At 66.0% G+C, this 20,549-nt stretch carries 22 protein-coding genes and 2 tRNA genes; 3 read left to right on the plus strand and 21 right to left on the minus strand.

The annotated features are described in order from the left end of the window. From RMO97_RS05175 to RMO97_RS05235, 13 genes are all read right to left on the minus strand, one after another. The coding region (locus RMO97_RS05175) for an NADH-quinone oxidoreductase subunit D (protein ID WP_310539469.1) at positions 1 to 1,100 on the minus strand (1,100 nt) is incomplete at its 3' end. Then, positions 1,101 to 1,739: an NADH-quinone oxidoreductase subunit C gene (locus tag RMO97_RS05180; RefSeq protein ID WP_310539470.1), complete on the minus strand. Its 639-nt coding sequence runs from the start codon at positions 1,737 to 1,739 to the stop codon at positions 1,101 to 1,103. It lies immediately after the preceding gene. Further along, positions 1,736 to 2,332: an NADH-quinone oxidoreductase subunit B family protein gene (locus RMO97_RS05185; protein WP_310539471.1), complete on the minus strand. Its 597-nt coding sequence runs from the start codon at positions 2,330 to 2,332 to the stop codon at positions 1,736 to 1,738. Before RMO97_RS05185 ends, RMO97_RS05180 begins: the two co-directional genes overlap by 4 nt. Beyond that, positions 2,302 to 2,679 carry an NADH-quinone oxidoreductase subunit A gene (locus RMO97_RS05190; RefSeq protein ID WP_304780104.1) on the minus strand — a complete coding sequence of 126 codons (378 nt, stop codon included), beginning with the start codon at positions 2,677 to 2,679 and terminating at the stop codon, positions 2,302 to 2,304. The genes RMO97_RS05185 and RMO97_RS05190 overlap by 31 nt, the downstream gene beginning before the upstream one ends. 211 nt (positions 2,680 to 2,890) lie before the next feature. Then, positions 2,891 to 2,967: transfer RNA gene (locus RMO97_RS05195), tRNA-Asp, on the minus strand. Between the two features lie 131 nt (positions 2,968 to 3,098). Beyond that, on the minus strand, positions 3,099 to 3,281 hold the full coding sequence (locus tag RMO97_RS05200; protein WP_304780101.1) for a YegP family protein: 183 nt from the start codon (positions 3,279 to 3,281) through the stop codon (positions 3,099 to 3,101). Between the two features lie 75 nt (positions 3,282 to 3,356). Continuing rightward, positions 3,357 to 4,463 (minus strand): hypothetical protein, encoded by a 1,107-nt coding sequence (locus tag RMO97_RS05205; protein WP_310539472.1) that lies wholly within the window; start codon positions 4,461 to 4,463, stop codon positions 3,357 to 3,359. Positions 4,464 to 4,521: 58 nt separating this feature from the next. Further along, positions 4,522 to 5,091: an NAD(P)H-dependent oxidoreductase gene (locus RMO97_RS05210; protein ID WP_310539473.1), complete on the minus strand. Its 570-nt coding sequence runs from the start codon at positions 5,089 to 5,091 to the stop codon at positions 4,522 to 4,524. Positions 5,092 to 5,140: 49 nt separating this feature from the next. Then, positions 5,141 to 7,066 (minus strand): NAD(P)-binding domain-containing protein, encoded by a 1,926-nt coding sequence (locus RMO97_RS05215; protein ID WP_310539474.1) that lies wholly within the window; start codon positions 7,064 to 7,066, stop codon positions 5,141 to 5,143. A 78-nt stretch (positions 7,067 to 7,144) separates the two neighbouring features. Beyond that, positions 7,145 to 8,077: an aldo/keto reductase gene (locus tag RMO97_RS05220; protein WP_310539475.1), complete on the minus strand. Its 933-nt coding sequence runs from the start codon at positions 8,075 to 8,077 to the stop codon at positions 7,145 to 7,147. 29 nt (positions 8,078 to 8,106) lie between these two features. Then, positions 8,107 to 8,976, minus strand: coding sequence for a DUF3618 domain-containing protein (locus tag RMO97_RS05225; protein ID WP_310539476.1), 870 nt, complete (start codon positions 8,974 to 8,976; stop codon positions 8,107 to 8,109). Next, positions 8,973 to 9,362: a phage holin family protein gene (locus tag RMO97_RS05230; RefSeq protein WP_310539477.1), complete on the minus strand. Its 390-nt coding sequence runs from the start codon at positions 9,360 to 9,362 to the stop codon at positions 8,973 to 8,975. The genes RMO97_RS05225 and RMO97_RS05230 overlap by 4 nt, the downstream gene beginning before the upstream one ends. A gap of 2 nt (positions 9,363 to 9,364) precedes the next feature. Continuing rightward, entirely contained in the window at positions 9,365 to 10,096 is a 732-nt protein-coding gene (locus tag RMO97_RS05235; protein WP_310539478.1) for a hypothetical protein, read from the minus strand. Between the two features lie 308 nt (positions 10,097 to 10,404). Here RMO97_RS05235 and RMO97_RS05240 point away from each other — a divergent pair, with 308 nt between their 5' ends. After that, positions 10,405 to 10,935, plus strand: a complete 531-nt coding sequence (locus RMO97_RS05240; RefSeq protein WP_310539479.1) for a hypothetical protein — start codon at positions 10,405 to 10,407, stop codon at positions 10,933 to 10,935. Positions 10,936 to 11,014: 79 nt separating this feature from the next. Here RMO97_RS05240 and RMO97_RS05245 read toward each other — a convergent pair. From RMO97_RS05245 to clpX, 4 genes are all read right to left on the minus strand, one after another. Next, positions 11,015 to 11,091 (minus strand) — tRNA-Val (locus RMO97_RS05245). A gap of 170 nt (positions 11,092 to 11,261) precedes the next feature. Next, positions 11,262 to 11,534: an HU family DNA-binding protein gene (locus RMO97_RS05250; RefSeq protein WP_293493154.1), complete on the minus strand. Its 273-nt coding sequence runs from the start codon at positions 11,532 to 11,534 to the stop codon at positions 11,262 to 11,264. Positions 11,535 to 11,692: 158 nt separating this feature from the next. Then, positions 11,693 to 14,092 carry an endopeptidase La gene (gene lon, locus RMO97_RS05255; RefSeq protein WP_310539480.1) on the minus strand — a complete coding sequence of 800 codons (2,400 nt, stop codon included), beginning with the start codon at positions 14,090 to 14,092 and terminating at the stop codon, positions 11,693 to 11,695. Between the two features lie 384 nt (positions 14,093 to 14,476). Then, complete coding sequence (gene clpX, locus RMO97_RS05260) at positions 14,477 to 15,739, minus strand: ATP-dependent Clp protease ATP-binding subunit ClpX (protein ID WP_304780075.1); 1,263 nt, start codon at positions 15,737 to 15,739, stop codon at positions 14,477 to 14,479. A gap of 334 nt (positions 15,740 to 16,073) precedes the next feature. Between clpX and RMO97_RS05265 the strand changes: the two genes are divergently transcribed. Together RMO97_RS05265 and RMO97_RS05270 are read left to right on the plus strand one after the other, a co-directional pair. After that, the gene (locus tag RMO97_RS05265; protein ID WP_310539481.1) at positions 16,074 to 16,739 is read left to right on the plus strand and encodes an HAD-IB family hydrolase; all 666 of its coding nucleotides are present in this window, start codon (positions 16,074 to 16,076) and stop codon (positions 16,737 to 16,739) included. Between the two features lie 14 nt (positions 16,740 to 16,753). Beyond that, on the plus strand, positions 16,754 to 17,008 hold the full coding sequence (locus tag RMO97_RS05270) for a hypothetical protein (protein WP_310539482.1): 255 nt from the start codon (positions 16,754 to 16,756) through the stop codon (positions 17,006 to 17,008). On the opposite strand, the gene RMO97_RS05275 is transcribed toward RMO97_RS05270, so the two are convergent. From RMO97_RS05275 to RMO97_RS05290, 4 genes are all read right to left on the minus strand, one after another. Then, positions 16,998 to 17,516: a hypothetical protein gene (locus RMO97_RS05275; protein ID WP_310539483.1), complete on the minus strand. Its 519-nt coding sequence runs from the start codon at positions 17,514 to 17,516 to the stop codon at positions 16,998 to 17,000. The genes RMO97_RS05270 and RMO97_RS05275 overlap by 11 nt on opposite strands. 5 nt (positions 17,517 to 17,521) lie before the next feature. Continuing rightward, entirely contained in the window at positions 17,522 to 18,136 is a 615-nt protein-coding gene (locus RMO97_RS05280) for an ATP-dependent Clp protease proteolytic subunit (RefSeq protein ID WP_304780064.1), read from the minus strand. A gap of 142 nt (positions 18,137 to 18,278) precedes the next feature. Further along, positions 18,279 to 20,009 carry an ATP-binding protein gene (locus RMO97_RS05285; protein WP_310539484.1) on the minus strand — a complete coding sequence of 577 codons (1,731 nt, stop codon included), beginning with the start codon at positions 20,007 to 20,009 and terminating at the stop codon, positions 18,279 to 18,281. A gap of 2 nt (positions 20,010 to 20,011) precedes the next feature. Next, entirely contained in the window at positions 20,012 to 20,548 is a 537-nt protein-coding gene (locus RMO97_RS05290) for a YfiR family protein (RefSeq protein ID WP_310539485.1), read from the minus strand. Position 20,549 lies beyond the last annotated feature (1 nt).

Genomic DNA, 20,549 nt, shown 5'->3' on the forward strand with positions numbered 1-20,549 from the left:
CGGATCTTGCAGCGATAGGGCTTGTTGCCGCCGTCGCTCACCAGGAAGACGCCGAACTCGCCCTTGGGCGCCTCGACGGCCGCGTAGACCTCGCCTTCCGGGGTGCGGAAGCCCTCGGTGTAGAGCTTGAAGTGGTGGATCAGCGCTTCCATCGAGCGCTTCATCTCACCCCGGCGCGGCGGCGAGACCTTGTTGTCCTCGGTCATCACAGGGCCGGGCGTTTTGCGAAGCCGTTCAACGCACTGGCGGATGATCTTGGTGGATTCACGCATCTCCTGCATGCGGCAGAGATAGCGGTCATAGCAGTCACCGTTCAGCCCGAGCGGAATCTCGAAGTCCATCTCGTCGTAGCATTCGTAGGGCTGGCTGCGGCGCAGGTCCCAGGCGATGCCGGAGCCGCGCACCATGACACCGGAGAAGCCCCAGTCGATGGCCTCCTGGCGGGTCACTTTGCCGATGTCGACATTGCGCTGCTTGAAGATGCGGTTGCCGGTGATCAGCTTGTCGATGTCGTTGATCGGACGGTCGAAGGCCACGGCCCAGTCGTCGATGTCGTTGATCAGCGCCTCGGGCAGGTCCTGGTGGACGCCGCCGGGCCGGAAGTAGTTGGCGTGCAGGCGCGCGCCGCAGGCCCGCTCATAGAAGACCATCAGCTTCTCACGCTCCTCGAAGCCCCAGAGAGGCGGCGTGAGCGCGCCGACGTCCATGGCCTGGGTCGTGACGTTCAGCAGGTGGTTCAGAACCCGGCCGATCTCGGAATACATCACCCGGATCAGCTGGCCGCGGATCGGAACCTCCAGGTCCAGCATCTTCTCGATGGCCAGGCAGAAGGCGTGTTCCTGGTTCATCGGCGCCACGTAGTCGAGGCGGTCGAAGTACGGGATGTTCTGGAGGTAGGTGCGATACTCCATCAGCTTCTCGGTGCCGCGATGCAGCAGGCCGATGTGCGGGTCGACCCGCTCCACGACCTCGCCGTCCAGCTCCAGGACCAGGCGCAGAACGCCGTGGGCCGCGGGGTGCTGCGGGCCGAAGTTGATGTTGAATTTGCGGACCGGGATCTCGTTTTCCGAGAGCGTGGTCAGGGATGCGTCGTCGGCCATCTACTTCGGAGCTCCCGGATGCGGGCCGCCGGTCCCGGGCGACTTCTCGTCACCGGGCAGAACGTAGTCGGCCCCTTCCCACGGCGAGAGGAAGTCCCAGTTGCGGAACTCGACGGACTTCACGGGCTCATAGACCACGCGCTTCAGTTCGTCGTCGTAGCGCAGCTCGACATAGCCGGTCATCGGGAAGTCCTTGCGCAGCGGATGCCCGTGGAACCCGTAGTCGGTGAGGATGCGGCGCAGGTCGGGATGCCCCTCGAAGAAAATCCCGTACATGTCGAAGGCCTCGCGCTCATACCAGTCGGCGCAGGGGTAGACTCCGGTGACCGTGGGGACCGCAGTGTCCTCGTCGGTCTGCACCTTCAGGCGCAGGCGCTGGTTCTTGGTGAGCGACAGCAGGTGGTAGACCACGTCGAAACGCTGCGGGCGTTCCGGATAGTCGACGCCGCAGAGGTCGATCAGCTGGGCGAAGCCGAATTTGTCGCGCATCAGGGTGAGCGCCTGGACGACGCGACCGGTCGGAGCCGTCAGGGTCAGTTCGCCGAAGGCGATCGAATAGCCGGCCACGGCGCCGGCGCTGTCGGCGACCAATTGCTGGCCCAGGCTTTCGAGCGTGGAGATCTCGACCGGCCAGCTCATCGCTCGATGGTCCCGGTGCGGCGGATTTTCTTCTGCAGCTGCAGCACACCGTAGACCAAGGCCTCAGCGGTCGGCGGGCAGCCGGGGACGTAGATGTCCACCGGGACGATCCGGTCGCAGCCGCGCACCACGGAGTAGCTGAAATAGTAGTAGCCGCCGCCGTTGGCGCACGAGCCCATGGAGATCACGTAGCGCGGCTCCGGCATCTGGTCGTAGACCTTGCGCAGGGCGGGAGCCATCTTGTTGCAGAGCGTGCCAGCGACGATCATCACGTCGGACTGCCGCGGGCTGGCGCGCGGCGCGAAGCCGTAGCGCTCCAGGTCGTAGCGCGGCATCGAGGCGTGCATCATCTCAACGGCGCAGCACGCCAGGCCGAAGGTCATCCACATCAGCGAACCGGTGCGCGCCCAGGTGATCAGGTCGTCGGCGGCCGCGGTGATGAAGCCTTTGTCGGCGAGCTCGCTGGAGACGCCGTCGAAGAAGGGGTCGTGGAGCTTGGGGTTGTAGCCATCGACGGTCGAGCGACCGGCCGAGAGCGCGGGGGCGGAGCCCGCGGGAACGATCACTCCCATTCCAGGGCGCCCTTCTTCCATTCGTAGATGAAGCCGACGGTCAGCACGCCCAGGAAGGACATCATCGACCAGAAGGAGAACTGCGCCACGTCCTGCGGCAGGTTCATGAGCGAGACCGCCCAGGGGAACAGGAAAGCCACCTCAAGGTCGAAGATGATGAACAGGATCGAGACCAGGTAGAACCTGACGTCGAACTTCATCCGCGCATCGTCGAAGGCGTTGAAGCCGCACTCGTAGGACGAGAGCTTTTCGGGGTCCGGCGCCTTGGGGGCGAGAACCGCCGAGGCGAGGATGAAGACGACCCCCAAAACCGCCGCGATCCCTAGGAAGATCACGATGGGGAGGTACTGAAGAAGGAACGCGTTCATGGAATCCTCGAAGGAGTCGCGCCCTTCTAGACCACGAATGGAACCGATTCAAACGGCTCAATGACGCTGGCGCCGCACCCGCGAAAAAGACCGATGTTCGAGATGCGAATGCCTCTCAGGTACGCGGAGCCGACGCGCCGCGCCGCCGCGCCGCCGCGCGAAGACGCGCAAGACAGCCATCTGTCGTCAAATCAGCGATGTGGGAGAGAAGTGGCGCGAATGACGGGACTCGAACCCGCGACCTCCGGCGTGACAGGCCGGCGCTCTAACCAACTGAGCTACATCCGCATGTGGGCCGTGTGGGCCCGCGAGGGGCGTCTGATAGGTCCCGACCGGAATCGTGTCAACGGGCGAGTTCGATTAGTCGCACTTCACCCTGTGAATAATCCCTGCCCACGCCCACCGCCAACGGGCGGGGATCAGTCGGTGGTGTCGTCGGTTTCGGCGTCGGGGCCGTTCTTCTTCATGGATTCGATGGCGTTCTTCGCCGAGGCCTTCGAGGAATAGCCCTCGGTGGAGAACATGACCTCGCCGTTCGGCGCTTTGAACTTCACCCGGAATTCGCCAGCCTTGTCCTTCGAGATCTCAAACTTGTACGCCATGTCGTCGCTCCGCTCGTTGAGTCACTCACTCGACTCAGGAGGCTAGGGCCAAGTCGTGACAGCCGCCAGACGGCGTCAGATCACGAATGAGCCACGATCGTCCGACAGCGTCCCCTGATTGACGGCGTCTGCGATGCGCTCGGCCCGCAGAATCGGATGGGTCATGTTGGTGGCCTTGCGGGCCAGGACATAGGCGGCGATCAGCCGCGCCTCGTCGGCGGTCTTCCAGTTGGTGGGATCGGTGGCGCCGATCCTCGCGATGGCCGCCGCCAGGGTGCCGGGCACGTGTCCCGGGCGATTGACGTGCTCATCCAACACCAGGGCCACCCCCTGCTCGGAAGTGAACCAGCGCCGGACCGCCACGCCGACCGCCTTGGCGTCCAGGAACTTCGCCAAGCGCCCGGCGGCGAAGCTGAGCTGGCAGGCCCGCATGTCGTGGTGGTGTCCTGCACGCCAGAATCGGTAGGCCCAAACCGCGCCACGCAGTTGCAGCTTCCGCGCGGCGGTGTTCAGCACCACACCGTTCAGCACCAGATAACCTGTGGTCGCAGTGGCGCTGGCGGTCTGCACATCCAGACCGTAGCGCCCGAAGCAGTCCTGGAAGGCGGCAGGCCAGGTCCGCTTCAAGGCCGCCAGCAAAGCCGGCAGTTCACCCGCATCCCCGGCCGGACCGCAGGTCCACTGGAAGAGGCCGATCGACATGTAGCTGTTGTCGTAGGAGTTGATGGCCTCCAGCAGCCCCTCATTGGCCGAGATGGCGCGCACCACCCGCACCGCCGATGGCTTCAGGGCGGTCGGAGGCGGATTCCCCGCGAGCCACCCTGCGAGGGAGGTCCGGCCGGTGGTGTAGAAGCCGCCCTTGTAGACCGAGGCGAAGGCCCGTCCGTCTGGGGTGATCGCCTTGCCCCCCGCGACGGTCACCGGATGCGCTGGGTCGTCGGCCATGGGCGGAGGCGCCGGCGCGGGTGAGGCTGGGGTGGCGACCGCCACCGTCTGGCTGAGGAACTGGCTGGACACCCAGCCGCTGCGGATCGGCGCCTTCAGGGTGGTGATCCGCGTCCAGCCCCCCCTGGTCTCGAACATCTCGACACCGAGACCCTTGTCCAGGCTGGGCGGCACGACCGCGCCGTCCGGCCCGTCCCGCAGCCGCAAGCCCTGCACCGTCACCACACCCTGAGTCATGCCGCCCTCCCTGGCTCAACACATAGTTGAACAGCGGCGAAGGACGCCTGGCAATGGTCTAGCTTGGGGCGCGCAGGGCCTTCAGCGCGGCGGCCCAGCGGGCCAGCTCGGTGAGCATGGCGCCGGCCGCCTTGTCCTGCAGCTCCGGCGGCTTGAAGCCCGCTTCGGTCAGGTGCTGGCTGAACATCGGCAGGGCCACGCCCTCAGGGATCGGCATGACCTTGACGCTGGTGAGCAGCAGCTTCTCCATCTGCACTGCGCGCAGGCCGCCCGAGGCTCCGCCGTAGCTGACGAAGGCGGCGGGCTTATAGGCCCACTCGTGCACGAGGTAGTTCACCGCGTTGGTGAAGGACGGTGGCGGGCCGTAGTTGTACTCCGGCGTCACGAAGACGAAGGCGTCGGCCGCCTCGACGCTCGCGCTCCAGGCCTTGGTGTGGTCGTGGGAATAGTCGCGAAGGCGCGGATGCTTGGGCTCATCAAAGACCGGCAGGTTGAAGCTGGCCAGGTCCACAAGTTCGGCGTCGAACCCCTCATGGCTCTTGGCGACGGCGTCGAACCACTCGGCGATCTTCGGGCCCAACCGGGTCGGGCGGGTGCTGCAGATGATGGTGTGGAGCTTGAGCGGCATGGGACCTCACGGGAACGAACACGTCGTCCCCGTATAGGCCCGCGGTCCCCTACCCCGCCATCTCGCGTTCCTTGGAGATCACGAAATCCTGCGGATCGGGCGCCAGGGTGGCGCGCCAGTAATCCACCAGGGCGAAGGGCCAGTTCTGGCTGACCCGGCCCTTCTCATTCTTGTACCAACTGGTCACCTGCGGCGCGCCCCAGGCCATCAGCTTGTTGCCCTCGTCCACCTTGATGTTGAAAGCGTCGTGCACCTCGGGCCTGGGCTCCATCGCCTGAGCTCCGGTCTCGGCCAGCAGCTTTAGGCAGCCCAGGATGTAGCGGACGCTGCACTCGGAGAAGAAGATGATGGAGCCGTTGACGACGATATTGGTGTTGGGCCCGTAGATCATGAACAGGTTGGGAAAGCCGGGCGTGGTCATGCCCAGATAGGCGCGGGCGTCGCCGTCCCAGGTGGCGTGCAGATCCGCCCCGCCGCGCCCCTTGATCTTCATCGGATAGAGGAACCGGCTAGCGTGGAAGCCAGTGCCATAGATGATCACGTCGAAATCCCGCGCCGCGCCATCGGCGGTGAGGATGCCGCCCTCGGTGATCTCGGTGATGGTATCCGTCACCAGCTCCACATTCGGGCGCTTGAGCGCGGCGATCCAGACCCCGTTGTCCAGCAGGGCGCGCTTGCCGCCGATCGGATAGGTGGGGATAACCTTTTCGGCGAGGTCGGGGCGGTCGCCGGCCTGCATCCGCAGGGCCTCGGCCACCATGGCCCGGAACATGGCGTTGGCCGCACTGACAGCGGTCTCGTCGCCTTGCCAGGCCGGGTCGGCTCGGACCCCATCCAGCAGGCCGTCGGTGACCATCCAGAATAGGAAGAACCGGTACCACTTGTCGTAGTTGGGAATGTGCTCCAACAGCCAGTTCATCCCGGCCGGCACGTCCTCATGATAGTGGGCGGTGGGGAAACCCCACGGCGGGGTGCGCTGGAAGACGGTCAGGCCGGCCACCTTGCCGACGATCTCCGGCACGAACTGGAAGGCGCTAGCGCCCGTCCCAATAACCGCCACCCGCTTGCCTGTGAGATCCACGTCATGGCGCCACTGGGCGGAGTGGAAGGCCGCGCCCTTGAAGCGCTCGCGACCCTTCACGTCCGGCAGACGCGGACGGTTCAGCTGGCCCACGGCGGTGATCACGGCGTTGGCGATCACCTGCTCGGTCCCCGTGGCGGTCCTCAGGGTCACTTTCCAGACCGCACGCGCCTCGTCCCAGACCATCTCCTCGACGCTGGTCTCGAAGCGGATCTTTTTCCGTAGGTCGTAGCGGTTGGCGACACCCCGGAAGTAGTCCAGCAGCACCGGCTGGGTCGAGAAGTGCTGGGGCCAGTTGTGGTTGGGCTCGAAGGAATAGGAGTAGATGTGGTTGGAACTATCGACCCGGCAGCCGGGATAGGTGTTTTCCAGCCAGGTGCCGCCGACATCGAGGTTCTTGTCGACAATCTCGAAATCGACCCCGGCCTGGGTCAGGCGGATGCCGGTCAGCAGACCCGACATGCCCGCCCCGATCACCAGCACATGCATGCTGCGCGCGGCCTCCTTCAGGAGGGGCGTGTCCCACTGCGGGTCCTTGCTGGACTGGCCGCCGATGGCCAATTCGTCATTGAGGAAGTCGGCATAGTTCTCGGGGATGTCGGCCCCGGCCACGAAGCTCATCATCCGGCGTAGGGTGGCGGTGTCGGGGGTCGTGGGCGCCGGTGAGCCCTTGGCCACCCAGTCGAGGATGGCGGCCCTGGCCTCAGCGCGGAATTTCGCCTGCTCGGCTTCCGGGACGCCGGTCTCGCCGCGCGACAATGGCGTGTAGGTGGGCGTCCACTCCGGGCGGAGCCAGTGCAGATCACCGGTCATTTGGACAAGGGCGGCGGACAGGGCCGGCTGGTGCGCCGCCCCCAGCGCCTGGTCGAGCGCACCCAGATCGAGCTTCGCCATCGTGTCCTGCCCTGATTTATCGTTGTTCTTGCACGCAGACTACGCCTCTTGGCGTCCGGCGAAAGGGGCGCCCCAACGTCAGGTCCCGGCGCTTTGCGCCTCGGCGATCGCGGCGGCCAGCTCGGGCGCTAGTCTTCGGCCAGACGCGTCGAGGTTCTCGAGGAGATGGGCCATGCGGGTCGTCCCCATGACCGCGCAGGCGACGTCGCGATTGGCCAGGACATAGGCAAGGGCCGCCTGAGCCCCGCTGACATCCGGCTGGCGGTGCAGGAACGCGAACCGCCGGCCGGCCCGCACTTCGGCCCGGTGGTTCTTCAGGGCGCGCAGGGCGTACCAGATGTCCCGCGGCGCCCGCAGCTTCAGGACCTGGCCGGCGGTGTGCCCCATCGCCAGAGGCATGCCCGCCAGCACCCCCTTCCCCGCCGCCGCCGCGCGGGCGATCAGCGGGCCGCGCTCCGGACACAGGACATTGTAGTCGACCATCACGACGTCGAACTGCGGCAGGCCCGCGACGTGGTCGATGACGGCGGGATCAAAGCTGTTGACCCCGAGCGCCTGGACGAGGCCTCGCGCCTTCAGGCCCTCAAGGGTCGCCAGCAGTTCAGGGGTAAGGTCGACGATGGCAGGACCGTGCAGTTGCAGCAGGGGCAGGCATTCGAGCCCCAGGTTCGCCAGACTTCGCATCACGCTGGCCTCGATGGCGCCAGGAGACATGTCGCGCTGGATCCGGCGGCCGTCGTGGCGGGTGCCAGCCTTGGTGGCGATCGCCAGACCCGAGAGGTCGCGCCCCCGCAGGGCCCGCCCCAGCCTGGGCTCGGCGTTCCCATTGGAATAGCTCGCCCCGGTATCGAGGAAGGTCACGCCCCGCTCAAGGGCGGCGTGGACCAGGGCGATGGCCTCGCGCTCATCGAACGCCGTCTGGCCCCACCAGCTTGCACAGCCGAAGCCGATCTCCGAGACGGTCAGGCCGGTCTTGCCAAGGGGGCGGTAGAGCATGGCGGCGGTATACACGCCGCCATGCTCATTGGCCTAGACGACGTCTAGTGGCTTTGGCGGTCCGCGACCTCCTGGCGGGCGGCGTCCACGCCGGCGCGCAGGACGGTCTCGGCCTTTTCGATGATCGACCCGGAATCTTCCGAGCCAAGCAGGCCTTCGTCATCAGCGGCCTCCCGCACGGCCTCAAGAGCCGCACCCGCGGCGTCCTTGGCGACCGAAATACCCTCACCGAGCCGACTGCGGCCTTCGTCGAGGGCCTTGTCTCGCAAACCGCCGAAGGTGCGATCCTCCACAGCGGTGGACGGCATGACGGCGCCCAGGGCCGCGCCCACGGCGATGCCCAAGGCGCCGATGATCAACGGCTCCTGTTCGAGCATGTCCATGAACCCGCGCTGCACGCCCTGACCGGCCTGCAAGGCTTGCGCGCTTGTGGCCTGAACCCGGTGCTTGGCATGTCCGGCCTGGTCCATGACCTGGTCTTTCAGGTGCGTGGCCGTATGCCCGACCCGTTCCGCCACCTCGCCTGCGATGTCCGACGCCTGATGGACCATGTGTGCGGCGCCAGCGGCTAGACCTCCGGCGGCTCCCCTATCAGCCCCGCCAGCAATACTCAGGCTGCTGGCGGACCCGCTAACCGTCTCTCCCGCCCCCCCTACACCAGGCTGCGGCGGCCCCTTGCCGATCATAAGCCAAGCTAGGCCCGCGCCGACCATGGCCAGGGCCAGAGGGTTGTCTTTCACCTGGGTTCCCAGGTTGCCGAAAATGTCGGCCGCCCCGGAGCCCTTCAGCGACTGGGTCAGCTCGTCGATCAGCTGGCCGGGAGTCATCTTGTCCTTCAGGGCCTCGACCGTGCGGTCGAGTTCCCCACGGGTCTGCTCGACCTCGCGTTCGATTTCAGCCGATGAGCGGGTCATGTCACCTGGTCCTTCGCGAGTTCAGCGTCCTTGCCGACCTGGCGCAGGGTCCGATCGGGGGTGAGGTTGATGGGCTTGGCGAGGCTGGCGCCGGCGCGAAGCAGCACCACGCCAACGATGGCGACCACAACGCCCACAAGCAGGGCCGCCCAGGCGGGATCCATGATGTTGGACAGGGCGAGAACAAGCGCCTGCAGGAGCACCATCAGCGCGGCCAACAGCAGAATGGCGCCGCCGGCCAGTTCTCCGCCAGCCCGTCCGAGAACCCCGAGCTTCTCGGAGAATTCAGCTCGGACAAGTTCGGACTCCTGACGGAGCAGAGTGGTCAGATCGCTGGTGAAGTCCCCCAATAGCTGGGGGATCGAGCGGGCTTCAGGATCGGCCATGATCAAGCGCCTCCTTTGAAGACGTCGCGGTTTTCACCAAGGTCATCGACGGGTTCAGCTCCGGACGTCCCGGCAAGGCCCCCCTCATGACCGAAGCGTGCGGGGGTTGCCGACGTATCCGTCGTGTCTCCGGAGGCGCCGACGCCCCCTGCGCCGCCCTGTAGAGCCTGGGCCATGTCGGCGGCGATGGGGTCGGGGACGCCAGGGGTCTCAAAGGTCGAAAGCGGACCGGGTTCTTCAGACGCGCTGGACGCCGCCTTGGGGGACTGTGGGCTGCCCGCGCTTTCGGCATGGTGAGTCGAGCTGCGCGCAAACCGCCCCAGGGCGACACCGGCCAGGACGGCCCCCGCCATGAAGGCCGCAGGATTGGCGCGCCCGAAGTCGCGCACGGCGACCATGAGGTCCTTCGGTTGCTTCTGTGAGACCGTTCGCGACAGAGACTCCAGGCCCTCGGCGGCCTGGGAGACGAGGCCTGCGACCATGGTCTGGTCGTTCTGGCCAAGCTCCTCGCCGGCCTTTCGCACCGCATCGGCGAAGGTCGCAAGCGCATCGGCGGCGGCGGCCTTACCGCCCTCGATACGCTCACTGACCTGATCCTTTGCCGCGTCGGCGAAGTGCGCAGTTTCCTTGGCTATGGTCTCGCCGGCTGACAGGGCTGCAGTCCGCACCTGTTCTAGGGAATTGTCTTGTTCAGCCCTGGCTGGTCCAGGACCGTCTGAGTAGGTGTTGGTCATGCGGTCGCTCCTGAGGCTAACGAAGGCCGAAGAACGACAGGACGAAGAGCACCACGACGATGAGTCCGATGATGTAAATGATGTTGCGCATGCCCAGCCTTGCCTCGGTTGATGCGAATACAAGACGCGGCTGGGCCAATATGTTCCGGGCTGATTGCGGCCCAGCTTGCTCAAATGTTCGAGTGACGAGGAAGTGGCGCGGCGCCGCTCCCCTATGCGCCCGATTAACCCGCCATAGAGGCGCCGGACCTAGTTTCCCGTCGTGGTCGTGGGGGTTTCAAGATGCGTTGGGTCATGGCGAGCGTCATTTGCGTCGCGATCTGCCTTGCCGGTTGCGGGCGGAATGCGGCCGACGAGGCCGCGCCCGTGCGGCTGGCATCGCGGCCTTCAAGGCCGGAGACCGTTCCGCCCTGGTCTCCGCCCTGGAGAGCCTGGAGCCTCCCGCAGCGGCGCCCGCCGAGTGCACAGCCGAGGCTATGTCGGCGGCACGCAAGTTGGCGATGCGCCGGATTCTCAGCGCCCTGGACAATTCCGCCGTCCTCTCGATGGGGGAGGAAGCGCGCTTTCTCTATTTCATCGGCGTCTCCGACCGCCAGGTGGAGGGCGTCGCCTGGCCTCGGGCGACCTGCAAGGACAGTCCTGGCGGCAAGGTCCTGACGGTGGACGACGCCATGCGGCGCGCGAGGTTGATGAAGTCGTGGCAGAGCGCGGGCAAAGACTGGCGCGACGCCATGTCGGCGATGTATGGCGCCGAACTTCGCCCCCGACTGAAGGCCGCGCAGAAAACCCTCAGGGTCAACCATCTCAGCCCTGGCGGCTACGACTGGCAGGGACGGTAGCGCTGCTCCCCCAGGGCTGCGCCCTACTTCGAATGTCAGAGGAGGACCTGTCCTGCGAAGCTCGCGGAGCGAGGCAGGATGGTGGGCGGCGAGGGGTTCGAACCCCCGACCCCCTGGGTGTAAACCAGGTGCTCTGACCAGCTGAGCTAGCCGCCCTTGAAGATTTCGGGAGCGTCGGGCGGGTTATCCAGCCTCCACTTAACCCTGACGCCGCCTTGAAGTCCGGTTTCTTAGCGCCCTCCCCGGCGCGCAGAAACCCCCATATGAAAAGGGCGGCCACCTCCCCGGCGCCCGCCCCTTCGAAATAACTACAGAGATTGAGCTGCTTAGTTCAGCGAGCTCTTCAGGCCTTCGCCGACCCGGAACCGGGCGGTCTTGGAGGCCGGCCGCTGCACGGTTTCGCCGGTGCGCGGATTGCGGGCCGTACCCGCCGCGCGGTTGACCGGCACGAAGCTGCCGAAACCGACGAGCCGCACTTCCTCGCCGCTCTTCAGGGACGCGGTGACGGAGTCAATAAAGGCTTCCAGCGCGTCTTTCGCCTGCGCCTTATTGAGGCCCGCCTTTTCGGCGATCGCCGTGACGAGTTCGGCCTTGGTCATTTGGTGTTTCTCCCAGCCCGTTATAGGTCCGCGGACCCCCCGCGGTGTTCGCGACGCTGCTTTGCGTGACGCGATTATGGCGGTCTCGCGGCAGGCGTCAAACGAAGGCGGCGCGGGAATACCCCGCGCCGCCTGATTATTTGCAGTTAATCCGGAATTCAGTGCGTCAGAACGGCTTCCGGGTCGCTGTCGTCGGTGACGACCGGAATGGCGGGCGTCGCCGGCTCCGTCCACTCGATCGGGGTGAGCGGCTCGGTCAGGGCCCGGGCCAGAACCTCGTCAATGTTGGAGACCGGGATGATTTCCAGCCCGTTCTTCACACTGTCTGGGACATCGGCCAGGTCCTTCATGTTCTCCTCGGGGATCAGCACGGTTTTGACCCCGGAACGCAGGGCCGCGAGCAGCTTTTCCTTGAGGCCGCCGATGGCCGTCACCCGGCCGCGCAGAGTGACTTCGCCGGTCATGGCGATGTCCTTGCGGATCGGGATACCCGTCAGCACCGAGACGATGGCCGTGGCCATGGCCGCGCCGGCGGAGGGGCCGTCCTTGGGGGTGGCCCCGTCCGGCACGTGGATGTGGACGTCGGTCTTCTCGAAGACCGGCGGTTCGATCCCAAAGTGCACCGCCCGGCTGCGCACATATGAGTGCGCCGCCGAGATGGATTCCTTCATCACGTCCTTCAGGTTGCCCGTGATGGACATGCGGCCCTTGCCGGGCATCTTGACCGCCTCGATGGTCAGGATGTCGCCGCCGAAGTCGGTATAGGCCAAGCCGGTGATGATCCCGACCTGATCTTCCGCGTCGGTTTCGCCGTAACGGTACTTCTTGACCCCGGCGTACTTGGCCAGCCGTTCGTCATCGACGGTGATCGCCAGCAGCTTCTCACGGCCCAGGTCCCGAACCGTCTTGCGGGCCAGGTTGCCCAGTTCGCGCTCCAGCGACCGCACGCCGGCTTCCCGGGTGTAGTAACGGATCAGGTCGCGGATGGTGTCGTCGGGATCGACGAACTCGTCAGGCGTCAGGCCGTGGTCCTTGGTCAGCTTGGGCAGCAGGTGCCGCTTGGCGATCTCCAGCTTTTCTTCCTCGGTGTAGCCGGGGATGCGGATGATCTCCATGCGGTCCAACAGGGGCTGGGGCATGTTCAGGCTGTTGGCCGTGGTGACGAACATCACCGGCGACAGGTCGTAGTCCACCTCGAGATAGTGGTCGGCGAAGGTCGAGTTCTGCGCCGGGTCCAGCACCTCCAGCAGGGCCGAGGACGGGTCGCCGCGGTAATCGGAGCCCATCTTGTCGATCTCGTCCAACAGGAAGAAAGCGTTGGTCGACTTGGCCTTCTTCATCGACTGGATGACCTTGCCGGGCATCGAGCCGATGTAGGTGCGGCGGTGACCGCGGATCTCGGCCTCGTCACGCACCCCACCCAGGGACACACGCACGAACTCGCGGCCCGTCGCCTCGGCGATGGACTTGCCCAGCGAGGTCTTGCCCACGCCGGGCGGGCCCACGAGGCAGAGGATCGGCCCCTTCAGGGAGCCGGTCCGTGCCTGCACGGCCAGGTACTCCAGGATGCGTTCCTTGACCTTCTCCAGGCCGTAGTGGTCGTGCTCAAGGACGGCTTCGGCCTTCACCAGGTCGATCGGCTTGGTCTTGGCCTTGCCCCACGGAATGGACAGCAGCCAGTCGAGATAGTTCCGAACGACGGTGGATTCCGCCGACATCGGGCTCATGTTGCGCAGCTTCTTCAGCTCGGCGTCGGCCTTGGTGCGAGCCTCCTTGGAGAGCTTGGTCTTCTTGATGCGCTTCTCGAGTTCGATCAGCTCGTCGCGGCTGTCGTCCTGCTCGCCCAGCTCGCGCTGGATCGCCTTCATCTGTTCGTTGAGGTAGTACTCGCGCTGGGTCTTCTCCATCTGGCGCTTCACGCGGTTACGGATCTTCTTTTCCGTCTGCATGACGCTGATCTCGCCCTCCATCAGGGCGTAGACCTTCTCCAGGCGCTTCACGACATTGAAGATCTCCAGCAGGTTCTGCTTCTCGGCGATCTTCACAGACAGGTGCGACGCGATGCGGTCGGCCAGCTCGCCGGGCGAGTCGACCTGCGGCATTGAGGCCAAGGCTTCCGGCGGCACCTTCTTGTTGAGCTTCACGTAGTTCTCGAACTGCTCGACCACGGCGCGCGACAGCGCCTCGGCTTCGGTCGATGCAGCCCCGTCCTCAGTGATGAAGGCCACCTCGGCTTCGTAGAACTCGGCCTGGTCGGTGAATTTCGAGATGCCGGCGCGGGCCTTGCCCTCCACCAGCACCTTCACGGTGCCGTCGGGCAGTTTCAGCAGCTGGAGCACGGAGGCCACGACGCCGACGTCGTAGATGGCCTCGGGCGACGGATCATCGTCGTCCTTGTCCTTCTGGGTCGCCAGCAGGATCTGCTTGCCGGGGGCCTTCATGGCCTCCTCAAGCGCGCGGACCGACTTCTCGCGGCCAACGAACAGCGGCACCGGCTGGTGCGGGAAGACAACGATGTCCCGCAGCGGAAGAATGGGCAGAGTCTTGATCTCAGACATGTGCATCTACTCCTGGTGGGCCCCCTTCAAAAGCAGGGCCCTTCCCATATTCCGACCGGTTTCCCCCAGACGATGTGCCTGAGTCGGTCGGCCCGTCCGCCCAGCCTGGGCGACTTGTCGACATTTATGTGGACGGTTTGGCCCCCTCTACAAGCTGAGCCAGATCGCCCGCGACAATGCGTCTGGAATTGGTGACGCGCGAGACACAGGAAATGGTGCGCCGCCGCAACAGGTGCAAGAGCCTTCGCAAGCGGGCGGGGATTCGCCCGCGCTCAACCTGACCGACCGATGGGTCGAGGGAGGCCGCCGGCGCGATGAGTTACAACGAAAACGACCGCGGCGAGGACGCCGCGGTCGCTGATACTCGCATTGGAGACTTGGCGCTTAGGCCGCGCCGCCCTTGTCGCGACGCTCGGCGTAGATCACGAGGGGCTGGGCCCGCCCCTCAACCACCTCGGCGTTGACCACCACTTCCTCGACGCCGTCATAGGTCGGCAGCTCGTACATGGTCTCGAGCAGGATGCCTTCCAGGATGGAGCGCAGGCCCCGCGCGCCGGTCTTGCGGATGATCGCCTTACGGGCCACCGCGTTCAGCGCGTCGTCGGTGAAGGTCAGGCCGACATTCTCCATGTCGAACAGACGCTGGTACTGCTTCACAAAGGCGTTCTTCGGCTCGGTGAGGATCTTCACCAGGGCCGGCTCGTCCAGATCGTCCAGGGTTGCAATGACCGGCAGGCGGCCGACGAATTCCGGGATCAGGCCAAAGCGCAGCAGGTCGTCCGGCTCCACCTGACGGAAAATCTGGCCGGTGCGGCGGTCGTCGGGATCGGAGACCTTGGCGCCGAAGCCGATCGAGGTGCCCTGGCCGCGGGCCGAGATGATCTTCTCAAGCCCAGCGAACGCGCCGCCGCAGATGAACAGGATGTTTGTGGTGTCGACTTGCAGGAACTCCTGCTGGGGATGCTTGCGCCCGCCCTGCGGCGGCACGGAGGCGACGGTGCCTTCCATGATCTTCAGCAGCGCCTGCTGCACGCCTTCACCCGACACATCGCGGGTGATGGAGGGATTGTCCGACTTGCGGCTGATCTTGTCGACTTCATCGATGTAGACGATGCCGCGCTGCGCCCGCTCGACATTGTAGTCTGCGGCCTGAAGCAGCTTCAGGATGATATTCTCGACATCCTCGCCGACATAGCCCGCCTCGGTGAGCGTCGTGGCGTCGGCCACGGTGAAGGGCACGTCGATGATTCGGGCGAGCGTCTGGGCCAGCAGGGTCTTGCCGGTGCCAGTCGGACCGATGAGCAGGATGTTGGCCTTGCCCAGTTCGACGTCGTTATTCTTCGAAGCGTGGTTGAGACGCTTGTAGTGATTGTGGACCGCGACCGCGAGCACCTTCTTGGCGTGATCTTGGCCAATCACGTAATCGTCGAGGACTTCGCGGATTTCCTTCGGAGTCGGCACGCCGTCCTTGGATTTCACGAAGGAAATCTTGTGCTCCTCGCGAATAATATCCATGCACAGTTCTACGCACTCATCGCAGATGAACACGGTAGGGCCCGCGATAAGCTTGCGGACCTCATGCTGACTCTTGCCGCAGAATGAGCAGTAGAGCGTGCTCTTTGAGTCTCCGCTGGCGGCCTTGGTCATGGTCGTTTCTCACTCTCTCGACGTGCGGCCGACTGGCCGGGACGTCCGCCCCCGGAGGCGTTCCTGACGCCATCGATGCAGGATACGCGCCGCAGGTTGTCTAATCCTTGACATTCCTCGATCCGACCAAGGATCACAAGCCTTTGGGGGACATCGCGACATTTGGCGGCCGGGGCGCCCGATGGCGGGCCAGTCCGAATCCCTAGATGGGTGTGCGCCAGTTCGGGACAAGCCTTCGGCTCCTGGCGCCGCGAAACGCCTCCCCCCAAGGCGCGTGCTGCGCCCGCCGATTGTTCTGGGTAGACACGCGGCGGAGACGGCGCGAGGGGGAGCCATGGCGAAACGATCCTTGCGCGGCGGCGGCGCTCCCTCGAGCGAGATGCTGGATGACCAGATCGAAGACGCAGGCGTCGTGGCCTTCGACTTCGACGGCACCATCACCGTGCGTGACAGTTTCACCGAATTCCTCAAATGGCGCGTCGATCAGGGTCGCTATATGGCGGGAATGACCCGGCTGGCCCCGGCGGCGATCTCCTATCTGGCGCACCGCAATCGCGGACGCATCAAGGCCGCCGCGGTGCGCGAGTTCCTCAAGGGGGTCACGCGCGACGAGCTGGAAGCCCAGGCCCGCGCCTTCGCCGAGGTCGCCGCCCCCAGCCTGTTGCGCCCCGACGCCCTGCAGACCTGGCGCCGCTGGCGTCAGCGCCACGCCAAGCTGGTGATCGTCAGCGCCTCCCCCGACATCATCGTGGCCCCCTTCGCCCGGGGCCTCGGGGCCGACGCCCTGATCGCCACGGAACTGGCCTTCGACGCCGACGACCGGGTGACCGGCGGGTTCCTCGGCCCCAATTGCCGCGGGCCGGAGAAGGTGCGCCGCCTGCGCGCAATGTTTGGCCCCGACTTCACCCTGAAGGCCGCCTATGGCGACACCAGTGGAGACCGCGAGATGTTGAAGATCGCCGATCACCGCGGCTATCGTGTCTTCAAGGAACGTCCCTGAAGGTCTGACGCCACGTGAAACACGCCGGTGAGATAGCCCTGGATCAGCTGGAACCGCTGTTGGCCCGCATCCGTGCGCTGCCCGGCCTGACCGAGAAAAAGCGCGGGGTCTTCTACCGCAAGTCCCGCGCCTTCCTGCACTTCCATGAAGACCCCCAGGGGCTGTTCGGCGACGTCCGCGCCGCCGACGACAAGGACTTCGACCGCTTCAATGTGACGCTGGGCGGCGACGCCCTGATCGCGGCGGCGCAGTCCCGGCTCAAGGCTTAGCCGACCAGGGCTTGGTCTGGCCGATGATGGTAAGCGGTCGGTCGGCGCGGATTGCGTCGAGGACGCCGCCGGAAATCTCCGCGTTGGTCAGCCAGCGCGACCCCTCCGGCTCGACCTTGAAGCCAAGCACCACCTGCCGCAATTCGCAGCCGGGCAAGCCCTCGGCAACCTTCCGCGCGGTCTCGAGCCGCCAGGGATGGGCGGGGTCGGCCGCGGCGCTGCCCAGGACCTGAAACAGCCGCCCCTGGACCTGCTCGGCCAGGAGGCGCGGGGCCTCGATCTTCAGGGTGTGGAACCAGGCCACCGCCAGGTCGATCGGGCCGGAGCGGGCGACCGCCGCCAGGAGCGCCGCCGCGAACGAAGCGCGATCATGGTAGTCGCAGGCGAATCCGTCGGGGCCCGACGCCTGGCGCGACAAAAGCGAGAGGCGCCCGCCGTCGCCGGCGAGCGCCTCACATAGTCCAGAAAGCATCCCGGTCCCGCCCACCACCAGGGTGTGCGCGACCATGCAGGCTAGTCCTCGGAGCGATTGGCCTGAACGAGGTCGATCAGACCCCACTCCTTGGCCTCGTCGGCAGTCATGAAGGTGTCGCGGTCGAGCTTTTCCTCGACCTCTTCGTAGGACCGGCCGGTGTGCTTGGCGTAGATCTCGTTCAGACGGCGCTTGGTCTTGATGATGTCCTCGGCGTGACGCTCGATGTCCGAGGCCTTGCCGGAATAGCCGCCCGAGGGCTGGTGAACCATGATGCGGGCGTTGGGCAGCGAGATCCGCTGACCGGCCTCACCGGCCATCAGCAGGAAGGACCCCATCGAGGCCGCCATGCCCATGCAGAGGGTGACCACCGGGCTCTTGATGTATTGCATGGTATCGTAGATCGCGAGACCCGAGGTCACCACGCCGCCCGGCGAGTTGATGTACATCTGGATCTCTTTCTTGGGATTTTCGGCCTCAAGATAGAGCAGCTGGGCGCAGATCAGCGCCGACATCCCGTCCTCGACGGGGCCGTTCAGGAAGATGACCCGCTCTTTCAGAAGCCGGGAAAAGATATCGAAGGCACGCTCGCCGCGGCTGGTCTGCTCGACCACCATCGGGACAAGGTTCAAGGCGGTCGTCGGCGGATCAAACATTGGGAGGCAGCCCTTCTCGATGTGAACGACTCTCGAACGCGAGCCGTGTACCCGGTGGATATCGCGTGCCGGTGGGGCCGGCGCAAGGTGACCAATAGCCCCGATAGCTCTTAAGAGTTGGCGAAATTGCTTTCGGGAGCTCTCAGCCAGGTCTCGCGGAGTCCAACGCGGCGGCCAGGGCGCCGATCCCATAGGGCTTGGTGAGCAAGGTCAGCCCCTCCTCGGCCGCCGCGGCGACGCCGGGGCTGAAGCCCGTCGTCAGCAGAACGGGGAGGCTGGGCCAGCGCCGGCCGATCTCACGGGCGAGCGCAATGCCGTCCATCTCCCCGGGCATCACCAGGTCGGAGAATACGATGTCGAAGCCCGAATTGGTCTCCAGCGCCGTGACGGCGGCGGCCGCGCAGTCGACGCGGGTGACATTGTAGCCGAGCTCCACCAGCATGCCGCAAACCAGGTTGGCGACCCCGTCGTCGTCCTCCACCAGCAGCAGATCGCCCTGCCCGCCCGGCGCGCGGATGACCGGCGACAGGTCTGGGGCAGAGACCGGCAGGGGGGCCTCGGTTCGCGGAAGCAACAGGAAGATCGTCGAGCCGAGACCGACCGCGCTCTCGATCCGCACATCGCCGCCGGACGCGCGGCTGAAGCCGTAGACCTGGCTGAGGCCCAGCCCTGTCCCCTTGCCCACCGCCTTAGTGGTGAAGAAGGGTTCGAACACGCGCGACAGGGTCTCCGGCGCCATGCCGGAGCCGGTGTCGGTGATGCCCAGGACAACATGATCGACCAGGACCGCCTCATCGGCCCCGGCTGGGCGGTTGTGCCCGCCGATGGTGATGGCGCCGCCGCCCGGCATGGAGTCGCGGGCGTTCACGGCCAGGTTCAGGATGGCCAGCTCGAACTCCGACGGATCGACCTGCACCCGCCAGAGATCGGCGGGCAGATCCACCACCACGGAGATATCCTCCCCGAGAGACCGGTCCAGCAAAAGACGCATCCCCTCGAGCTGGGCGGTGAGGTCGATGACCTCGGGCCGCAGGGATGTCCGGCGCGAGAAGGCCAGGAGTTGGCGGGTCAGGCTGGCGCCCCTGTCCACGGCCTGGCGCATGCCGTCGATCAGCATCTTGCGGCGCTCGGGCTTGTCGGTGCGCTCCATCAGGTCCAGGCCGCTGGAGGCGATCATGAGGATGTTGTTGAAGTCGTGGGCGACGCCGCCGGTGAGCTGGCCCATGGCCTCCATGCGCTGGCTTTGGCGCAGGGCGCTCTCGGCGCGCTCACGCTCGTGCATCTCCTCCTGGAGGTTGCGGTTGGCATCGGCCAGATCGCTGTTGGTGCGGGTCAACACGGCGTGGGCCGCGGCCAGGACGCCGACGACGAGCAAAGCCATGAACAGCAGCAGGCCCAGGCCGACATAGCGCGAGAGCCGCCGGGCGATGGGATCGGTGTCGATGCGCAACGCCACCAGCCCCAGATGCTGGCCAGCCTCTGCTACCGGTGTCACGACAATCAAGTGCCGACCGACGAAGGCCGGGGCAGCGAGTTTAACGCTGGCGTCGGCCCGGCCGCCAGGGTCGCGGGCGTAGCCGGCCACCAGGGCGCGAGCGTCGTTATAGACCCCGGCCGAGACCACCTGCGGATTGACCCGCAGGGCCTCGACATATTCCTGCGCCGCCGGGCGGTCGTCGAAGGCCAAGGCCGCGGTGACCGTGGCCGCCAGGATTTCGCCCTGGGCCGTGGCCTCGCGGATCTTTTGGGCGCGGTAGTTCTGTTCGTCATAGATCGCGATACCCAGGCCGCTGAGCACCAGGAGGATGGCGCCGATGGCCGCGATGGCCGGGATCAGGCTCCAGCGGATCGGCAGCTTGTCCAGGAGGGCCATGCCTAGCGCCCTGACCGCGCGTTCAGCGCCAGGCTGAGCAGCTTGGAGCTGATGGTCAGGCCGCTCTGGGTCGCGGCGCGGGGATCAATGGTGAACCGGACCCGGTTTTCGCGCAGGACGAAATTCACGATAGCGCCCGCGCCGTTCGCCTGGTCGGTGACGGTGAGCACCGGCGCGCCATGGGCGCTGTGCAGGGCCTCGATCGCGGCCGGCGCGCGTGGGGCCGACAAATAGAGCACGTGACAGCCGACCGCCCTTTCCGCCCTGGCTAGGCGGCGGACACTGATTGGCCGCGCGCCGACCTTCTGGCCCCTCACGGCCTGGTCCAGCACCGCGCCGAAGGGATCCCCCACCAGAACGCAGAGCACGACAGCCTGGGTCGGCGAGGTGAAGGCGGCCGCCGGCCACTCCACGAACGGCACGAATTTGTAGAGGTAGGTCGCCTTGACCGGCGCCTCGAGACTGTCTGCGGCGCGGACGGCGCCGATCGGCGCAAGGCAAAACACGGCTGCGATCAGCAGCCGCGCCATGGCCCTCATG

Source organism: Phenylobacterium sp. (genome assembly GCF_031425575.1).
Lineage (GTDB): Bacteria > Pseudomonadota > Alphaproteobacteria > Caulobacterales > Caulobacteraceae > Phenylobacterium.

Excerpts from the sequence above, each read along its gene's own strand:
- RMO97_RS05180 (WP_310539470.1), bottom strand. The coding sequence starts at position 1,739 with ATGAGCTGGCCGGTCGAGATCTCCACGCTCGAAAGCCTGGGCCAGCAA.
- RMO97_RS05185 (WP_310539471.1), bottom strand. The coding sequence starts at position 2,332 with ATGGAAGAAGGGCGCCCTGGAATGGGAGTGATCGTTCCCGCGGGCTCC.
- RMO97_RS05190 (WP_304780104.1), bottom strand. The coding sequence starts at position 2,679 with ATGAACGCGTTCCTTCTTCAGTACCTCCCCATCGTGATCTTCCTAGGG.
- RMO97_RS05200 (WP_304780101.1), bottom strand. The coding sequence starts at position 3,281 with ATGGCGTACAAGTTTGAGATCTCGAAGGACAAGGCTGGCGAATTCCGG.
- RMO97_RS05205 (WP_310539472.1), bottom strand. The coding sequence starts at position 4,463 with ATGACTCAGGGTGTGGTGACGGTGCAGGGCTTGCGGCTGCGGGACGGG.
- RMO97_RS05210 (WP_310539473.1), bottom strand. The coding sequence starts at position 5,091 with ATGCCGCTCAAGCTCCACACCATCATCTGCAGCACCCGCCCGACCCGG.
- RMO97_RS05215 (WP_310539474.1), bottom strand. The coding sequence starts at position 7,066 with ATGGCGAAGCTCGATCTGGGTGCGCTCGACCAGGCGCTGGGGGCGGCG.
- RMO97_RS05225 (WP_310539476.1), bottom strand. The coding sequence starts at position 8,976 with ATGACCCGCTCATCGGCTGAAATCGAACGCGAGGTCGAGCAGACCCGT.
- RMO97_RS05230 (WP_310539477.1), bottom strand. The coding sequence starts at position 9,362 with ATGGCCGATCCTGAAGCCCGCTCGATCCCCCAGCTATTGGGGGACTTC.
- RMO97_RS05235 (WP_310539478.1), bottom strand. The coding sequence starts at position 10,096 with ATGACCAACACCTACTCAGACGGTCCTGGACCAGCCAGGGCTGAACAA.
- RMO97_RS05250 (WP_293493154.1), bottom strand. The coding sequence starts at position 11,534 with ATGACCAAGGCCGAACTCGTCACGGCGATCGCCGAAAAGGCGGGCCTC.
- lon (WP_310539480.1), bottom strand. The coding sequence starts at position 14,092 with ATGTCTGAGATCAAGACTCTGCCCATTCTTCCGCTGCGGGACATCGTT.
- clpX (WP_304780075.1), bottom strand. The coding sequence starts at position 15,739 with ATGACCAAGGCCGCCAGCGGAGACTCAAAGAGCACGCTCTACTGCTCA.
- RMO97_RS05265 (WP_310539481.1), top strand. The coding sequence starts at position 16,074 with ATGGCGAAACGATCCTTGCGCGGCGGCGGCGCTCCCTCGAGCGAGATG.
- RMO97_RS05275 (WP_310539483.1), bottom strand. The coding sequence starts at position 17,516 with ATGGTCGCGCACACCCTGGTGGTGGGCGGGACCGGGATGCTTTCTGGA.
- RMO97_RS05280 (WP_304780064.1), bottom strand. The coding sequence starts at position 18,136 with ATGTTTGATCCGCCGACGACCGCCTTGAACCTTGTCCCGATGGTGGTC.
- RMO97_RS05285 (WP_310539484.1), bottom strand. The coding sequence starts at position 20,009 with ATGGCCCTCCTGGACAAGCTGCCGATCCGCTGGAGCCTGATCCCGGCC.
- RMO97_RS05290 (WP_310539485.1), bottom strand. The coding sequence starts at position 20,548 with ATGAGGGCCATGGCGCGGCTGCTGATCGCAGCCGTGTTTTGCCTTGCG.